The organism is [Clostridium] ultunense DSM 10521 (assembly GCF_000511955.1).
Taxonomy (GTDB): domain Bacteria; phylum Bacillota; class Clostridia; order Tissierellales; family Tepidimicrobiaceae; genus Schnuerera; species Schnuerera ultunensis.
Map to the genome: position 1 here is coordinate 33533 of NZ_AZSU01000003.1, position 7228 is coordinate 40760.

General features: G+C 33.9%; 4 protein-coding genes and 1 pseudogene. 3 read left to right on the forward strand and 2 right to left on the reverse strand.

The window, feature by feature from the left end; genetic code table 11:
* From CUL_RS0107190 to CUL_RS0107200, 3 genes are all read left to right on the forward strand, one after another.
* Nucleotides 1-1764, forward strand: coding sequence for an acetate--CoA ligase family protein (locus CUL_RS0107190; RefSeq protein WP_025640937.1), 1764 nt, complete (start codon nt 1-3; stop codon nt 1762-1764).
* Between the two features lie 424 nt (nt 1765-2188).
* On the forward strand, nt 2189-3436 hold the full coding sequence (locus tag CUL_RS0107195; RefSeq protein ID WP_025640938.1) for a Zn-dependent hydrolase: 1248 nt from the start codon (nt 2189-2191) through the stop codon (nt 3434-3436).
* A 244-nt stretch (nt 3437-3680) separates the two neighbouring features.
* The gene (locus CUL_RS0107200) at nt 3681-5588 is read left to right on the forward strand and encodes a hypothetical protein (RefSeq protein WP_025640939.1); all 1908 of its coding nucleotides are present in this window, start codon (nt 3681-3683) and stop codon (nt 5586-5588) included.
* A 43-nt stretch (nt 5589-5631) separates the two neighbouring features.
* Here CUL_RS0107200 and CUL_RS0107205 read toward each other — a convergent pair whose 3' ends face one another.
* Both CUL_RS0107205 and CUL_RS16925 read right to left on the reverse strand, forming a co-directional pair.
* The gene (locus CUL_RS0107205) at nt 5632-6651 is read right to left on the reverse strand and encodes a YjiH family protein (RefSeq protein ID WP_025640940.1); all 1020 of its coding nucleotides are present in this window, start codon (nt 6649-6651) and stop codon (nt 5632-5634) included.
* Nucleotides 6652-6961: 310 nt separating this feature from the next.
* Nucleotides 6962-7228: pseudogene (locus tag CUL_RS16925) on the reverse strand (ISNCY family transposase); the annotation flags it as partial.

A 7228-nucleotide genomic window follows, 5' to 3' on the forward strand; every position in this document is an offset into this window, starting at 1 on the left:
ATGAGAGAGTTGGACAAATTCTTTTACCCGGAAAGTGTAGCAGTTATTGGGGCTAGTAATGATGAGGGGAAAGCAGGATATCAGATATTAAAGAACTTAATAGAATTAGATTTTGATGGAAAGGTATATCCGGTAAATCCTAAAGAAGATGAGATTTTTGGTAGAAGATGTTATCCATCTTTAAAAGATATAGATGCTAAAGTCGATTTAATCCTAGTCTCTGTACCTGCTCCTATAGTGCCTGGTGTTTTCATGGAAGCCAAGGAGAGAGGAGATGTAAAGGCTGCAGTAATATTAGCTTCAGGATTTAGTGAAACGAGAATACCTGAGAGAATTTCGCTGGAAGAAGAAGTAGTTAGAATAGCTAAAGAAGCTAGTATTAGAGTTATAGGACCTAACTGTGTGGGAGTTATGAATACGGAAAATAGATTGGATACAACCTTTGCTGCAGGTATAAAAAAGGTGCCTGGATCTATGAGTTTAATTTCCCAAAGTGGTTCTTTAGGTGCATCTATAGCGGCTTTTTCTGTAAACCAAGCTGTTCCAATAGGGTTTGCTAAATGGGCCCATGTTGGAAACCAATGTGATATTAATGTATTAGATGTACTAAAATATTATAAAGATGATGAACAGACTAAGAGTATTGCCATGTATATGGAAGGCATTGATAATGCAAGAGAGTTTATGGAAGTTGCTAGGGAAATTACAGCGGAAAAACCAATAGTAATTTTAAAGGTCGGTAGAAGTGAATTAGGTTCAGGAGCTGCCGCATCCCATACTGGTTCATTGGCAGGAGCTGATGCATTATACGATGCAGCTTTTGAACAAGCAGGAATATTAAGGGTAGATACTATAGAGGAATTATTAGATACTGCTAAGGCAATCTCCATGCAGCCATTACCAAAGGGTAATAGAATTGCAGTACTAACTAAAGCAGGAGGACCTGGTATTATTTCTGTAGATGAAATAGGCCTTGGTGAGACGGCAGTATTGGCTAAATTTGCTGATGAAACTATAGAAAGATTAAGGGAAATCCTACCTCCAATGGCTATAATCGACCATACTGACGGATATGTAGATATGTCTGCAGCAGCAGATGAAAAACAACATGCCGAGGCATTAAAAATAGTATTGGAAGACGAAGGGGTAAATGGAGTTATCCACCTAAGTGTGCCTCCAACCTTTTTAATTCCTAAGGAAATGGGAAAATTATCTGCCGAAGCTATTAAAAAATATAATAAACCTGTTACCGTATGCTATCTGGCAGGCCAATGGGTACAAGAAGGTAGAGAAGCTTTAGAAAGAGAAGGAATTCCAACCTTCGACATGCCTGATAGAGCAGCAAAGGCCATGATAAATATGGTAAAAAGAGGACTTATGCTAGATGCTATGAAGGATAATAAGTTTGAAGAAAGTTTAGCTGTAGATAGCCAAAATATGAGTAAGATAATTCAAGATGCTAAAGAAAAAAATGTAAATTTAACTGAAGTAGAATCTAGAAAGATATTGTCAGAATACCATATAGATTTTGGTAAATATGTACTTGCTAATAATATAGAAGATGCTATTTGTAAAGTTGAAAAAATAGGTTATCCTTTAGTTATGAAAATAATGTCCCCAGATATAATCCATAAAAGCGACGCTGGTGGAGTAATTGTCAATATTAAAAATGAAGAGGAATTGAAGGCCGCATATGAGAAGATAATGGAAAATGCTAAAAAATATTCTGAAGATGCAAGGATAACCAGCATTTGCATTATTTAATACTTGAGATTTAATATTTTCTATTTCTATTGTCATTTTATATCCTCCCTTATGTGTTTCACAAAGATTATTTAATACTAAATTAATTTTTATTTTTATATCTATATATTCGATATTTATCGACAATATCCTTGTTAACATAGGCAGTTAATTACATACATATTTAATTAGTTGTAAATATAAAACATAAATTTTTTGCCTAATAAATTAATGGTACACCAAGGACGGTTCTACTTGTTCCAAAAACTGAAGCGAAAACGATTATGTCGCCAGCCAAAGGTATATAAAACCTTTGGTTTTGCTAACATTACTTGGAATTATAAAAAATATATGTGCAATGATTAGTCACTAGAAACATTGTAAGAACTTAGTATATATTATATTATTAATGAAAACATATATTTTTAAAATTGGGAGGAATAAGATGGATATTAACTTAAATAGAGTAAAAAAGCATATTGAAACATTGGCAACTTTTAATGCTACTCCAGGTAATGGAATTACTAGACTTTCATTTACAGTGGAAGATAGAATGGCAAGGGATTATATAAAAGAAGAGATGAGCCAAATAGGTCTTAAAGTATGGGAAGATGGGTATTCTAATCTATTTGGTAGAAGAGAAGGGAAAGATCCAAATTCACCAGTAATTATGATAGGTTCTCATTATGATTCTGTAATAAACGGAGGACCTTTAGATGGAGTAGCTGGATTGGTTTCAGCATTGGAAATCCTTAGAGTCTTTGAAGAAAACAACATAGAGAATTATTATCCAATAGAAATAGTTGCCATGAATGATGAAGAAGGAGTTAGATTTGGTACAGGCATATCAAATTCCCGTGTAATGGCAGGGTTGATGGACGAAAAAGAATTAGATAATGCTAAAGATAAAGATGGCATTAGTTTAAGGAAAGCTATGGAAGAATATGGAATTGTTCCAGACATAAATAATGCAAAAAGACCTAAAGGTTCTATTAAAACTTTTGTTGAACTCCATATAGAACAAGGTCCTATCTTAGAAAGAAATAAAAAAGATATAGGTTTAGTGGAAACCATTGTTGGGTTAGACAAATATGAGGTGACCTTCAAAGGAAAGTCAGGACATGCAGGCACTACTCCCATAAATAATAGGAAAGATGCTTTAATTGCTGCATCGGAGTTTATTTTAGCTGTTAATAGGATAGTAAGAGGGATAGGTGATGGGACTGTAGGAACTGTTGGTGAACTAAGTTTATCTCCTAATGCTTCTAATGTTATTCCAGGATATGTTAAACTTTCAGTAGATATTAGATCTACTAAAGAAGAAAATATAAAAGGGGTATATAAGCAACTTTTAAAAGAGGGAGAATATATACAGGATAAAAGAAATGTGGATATTGAATTAATTCATAACCTTTATATTCCACCAGTCAATATGTCAGAGGAGAATATAGTCTTGATGGAGAAAATAAGCCAAAAGTTAGGTTACAGTTATTTAAGGATGAATAGCGGTGCTGGTCATGATGCAATGATTATGGCAGAGGTTGCACCTTCCAATTTAATATTTATACCGAGTAAAGATGGCCTAAGCCATCACCCGGATGAATGGACAGATTATGAGGATATAAAAAAGGGAATAGATCTTATGTTACATACAGTGATTGAATTAAGTAAAATTAAACAAGGTAAAGTATAGCTGGTAGTAAATTAGAGGATATACAGATAAATAATAAAAGTGATAGTGTGAATTGTGTGATATTTTAATAAAGAAAGGTTAAATTATGGGATAACGGGAACGGTTATTTTTGTATGAAATTACTGATATAATAAATATCATACTGGTTTAATCTATGGACTTATTGGGTATCTTTAAGTAAGGGACTATTTTCAGTCCCTTATTTAATGTGATTTCAATATCTTATTCCAAAGGAGGTAGTTTTATGTTTGCAGTAGATGGAGATGTTTTTGCTTTTATAAAACCATCCCTTGATGCTCATACTTTAGGTATTAATGCAGCTACAGAACTATTGCGTGACTGTGGTTATCGGGTAATTATTGGAGATAAAGATATTGCAAAAGCTATGAATGACATTAAATATGAAGTAAATCGCCAGAAAGTTCTAGATTGGATTCGCAGAAATAAAGTTACACAGATTGGATTAAGCTATAGATTAGACCAAGATGAAGCTGTAAATATGGTAGGCTATTTTATGAATGAGCTAAAGAATAATAATATGTTATCCTATCAGGGGGGACCTATCAAATCCATGTTTTTTGCTGGATTGCCTAAAACATGTGAGATAATAGAAGGAGAACATAAGGGATTTATTCGAACCTTTAGAGGTGGGGAATCGGTACGAGAATCTTTAACCAAAATGGGAGTTCCTGAGGAAAGGATCCCGAAAGATATTTTAGAAGGAAGCTTATATGATGATCTTAGAATGGAATTTGGTAAAGATATTATAAATTCAGGAGAATACGATTCTTTTAAACCTGTAGCCCGGGCCGCCTATGATGAATATGGCACTAAGGAAGATACTGTGGTCAAAAGGCTGGATTCCAATATGAGAAAGCCTTTTATGCCATTAATGCGTGCCCATGTAGGTCCTTATTCATCCTCTGTAGACAGGCTAGATTCTGTGAAAGAGTTCATATCCTGGGCTAAAGAGCTGGCAGATGCTGGGTACTTAGATATTTTATCCATTGGCACATCCCAACTAACTCAATCAAACTTTGGTGAGGATTGGGAAGACAAGCCAAATGGAGGAGGTGTTCCTATTAATTCGCCAGAAGAGTATAGGATGATATGGAATGCCTCCAGACCACTTTTATTGAGAACCTATGCTGGAACTAAGAATATACCTGAATTGGCCAAAATCTATGAAGAAACTATCAATATATGTTGGCATGCTTTATCTTTATGGTGGTTTAATAGATTAGATGGGAGGGGTCCCTATGATTTATATACCAATTTAAAGCAACATATTGAAACTTTAAAATATATTGCAAAAACAAATAAGCCCTTTGAACCAAATCTACCTCACCATTTTGCATTTAGAGGAGCAGATGATGTAACCTATATTGTATCTGCCTATTTAGCTGCTAAATTGGCAAAAAAAATGGGGGTAAGAATCCTAATATTGCAAAACATGTTAAATACTCCAAGATATACTTGGGGAATCCAGGATTTAGCTAAGTCAAGGGCTATGCTTACTTTGGTTAAGACCTTGGAAGATTCTAACTTTAGGGTTATATTGCAACCAAGAGCAGGGCTAGACTATTTCAGACCAGATTTAGAGGAAGCTAAGATTCAATTGGCGGCTGTTACTGCCTTAATGGATGATATAGATCCTCATGACGAAACTAGTCCACCTATTATTCATGTAGTCAGTTATTCAGAAGCTTCCCATTTAGCCACACCAAATATTATTAATGAAAGTATAAAGATCACCCAATTTTCATTACAAAAATATAGAGAATTGAGAAGAGATGGAAAGATAGAAGATATGAGTAGAAATGAAGATGTTCAAGAAAGGATGCTAGAATTAGTAGAATCTGGCAAAACTATAATTTCTGGAATTGAAAAGCATGTGGATAATCCATATTCAGCAGAAGGATTTTACAAAATATTTGCGGCAGGGTTTTTGCCGGTGCCTTATCTATGGGGGGAAGTAGATGAGTTTAAATATGCCAAAGCATTGAGAACAAAGCCAGTAAAGGGTAGTGTAAAAGTTGTAGATGAAAATAATCGGGTTGTGAAATCCGATAAAGTTGTGGATTATGCTAATGGGAATTTAAAAGAAGTAGCATATATTTTAAATCAGAAAGTTGATATTATAGGGATATAAAAGGAAGACTGATAGCTTTTTACTATCAGTTTTCCTTTTAATATTATAATATTATATTGGTGAGTAGAATAATTAATGGTATAGCGATTATAGTCCTTTCTAGGAATATTATAAATAGTTCTTTAAAGCCTAATGGTACTTTAGATTGGATTATTATAATTCCAACTTCTGTAAGATATATTATTTGAATTAGAGATAAAATTCCCAACACGAATTTAGTTTTAACGATAGTTACTGGTGCTAATATTAGTGCAGGTATAAACATGTCTGCAAAACCTACTAGAGCTGCAGGCGCTACTTGATATGCCTGTTCTATACCTAGAATATTTAAATAGAATCCTATAGGATAGGATAACCACTTAAAAATAGGTGTATATTCTACTAAGATTAAAGATATTGTTCCCCAGGATATAATAATAGGGGATAGAATAAATAGTACGCTTAAAAACATATCACTGCCTGATTTTATTACATCGCTAAAATTTGATTTTTCTGCTCTAACAGCAGCTAACTCTAAAGCAAATTGGAATTTAGTCTTTCCTTCTGGTACTTCTTCATTGACCATCTTCCCAGTTTCTTCATTATAGGTATCAGGCATATTGCTTAATGGCGGAATTCTTGGCATTATAAGAGCTAGGGTAAATCCTACTATTACTAGTATTATATAGAATTGGGTAAATAAATGTTGTACCCCTAATATTGATGTAACTATATAGCAAAAAGGTATGGATACTACAGAGAAATTTGTCATAATGACTGCTGCTTCCCTGGCAGTATAATAACCCGTATTATATTGTTTTTCCGTTAATAGTACTGCTGCATTGGAGGCGCCAAACCATGACGTCATTAGGTCTACAGCGGAACGGCCAGGTACTGTAAATAATGGTTTAACAAAATCTTTAATAAGTACACCAGTAAATTCCATAATACCGAAATCCGTTATTAATGGCATAGCATAAGATATTACGATAAGGACAGATACCAAAGACATTGTCAAATCTACCATAGTACCACCTGTGCCTGCTGAAATTATTTGTTCAGGACCAATTTGTAGGAAGACCATCCATATGATGATTGCTCCTAATATTCTACTTATAATAAGTAATTGCGAAACTCTTTCTAAAAACTGAATAATAGGAATATAGATCCTTCAAAAAAAGAGTTTCAAGAATGGAAAGTGGAATCCAAGTGAAAGTTTAGCGAGAACTAAAAGTTGTTCTTAAAAAAGGGTACACAAAATAAAGGTATCAAATTTCTAGAAAAATGAATATCTAAAATAAATACCTAAGCAATTAATGGTTTTAAACTTCTGATGTACTCGTGCTTATGTATTTTATCAGCAAGGACAACAGTAATTAATTGTGTGATGCCTGCTAGTAGTAAATCGGCATGAATGGTTTTCTCATTTTGGGTTTTACGTCCAGCAATACAGAAACTTTCTTTAAAATGATTTATGGACTGCTCTACTACTGAACGGATTTTATAAACTTTATCCCATTCTTCTGTATCACGAAGAGTCCCTGGATAAGCACGAAGATCCTTTTCAGGATAAACGTAGATCATTCTTCCACAAGGTGATGAAGTACAGGGATTGTCACAAAAATGACGTCTTCGATATTTACCGTCATCACATTTAGTCC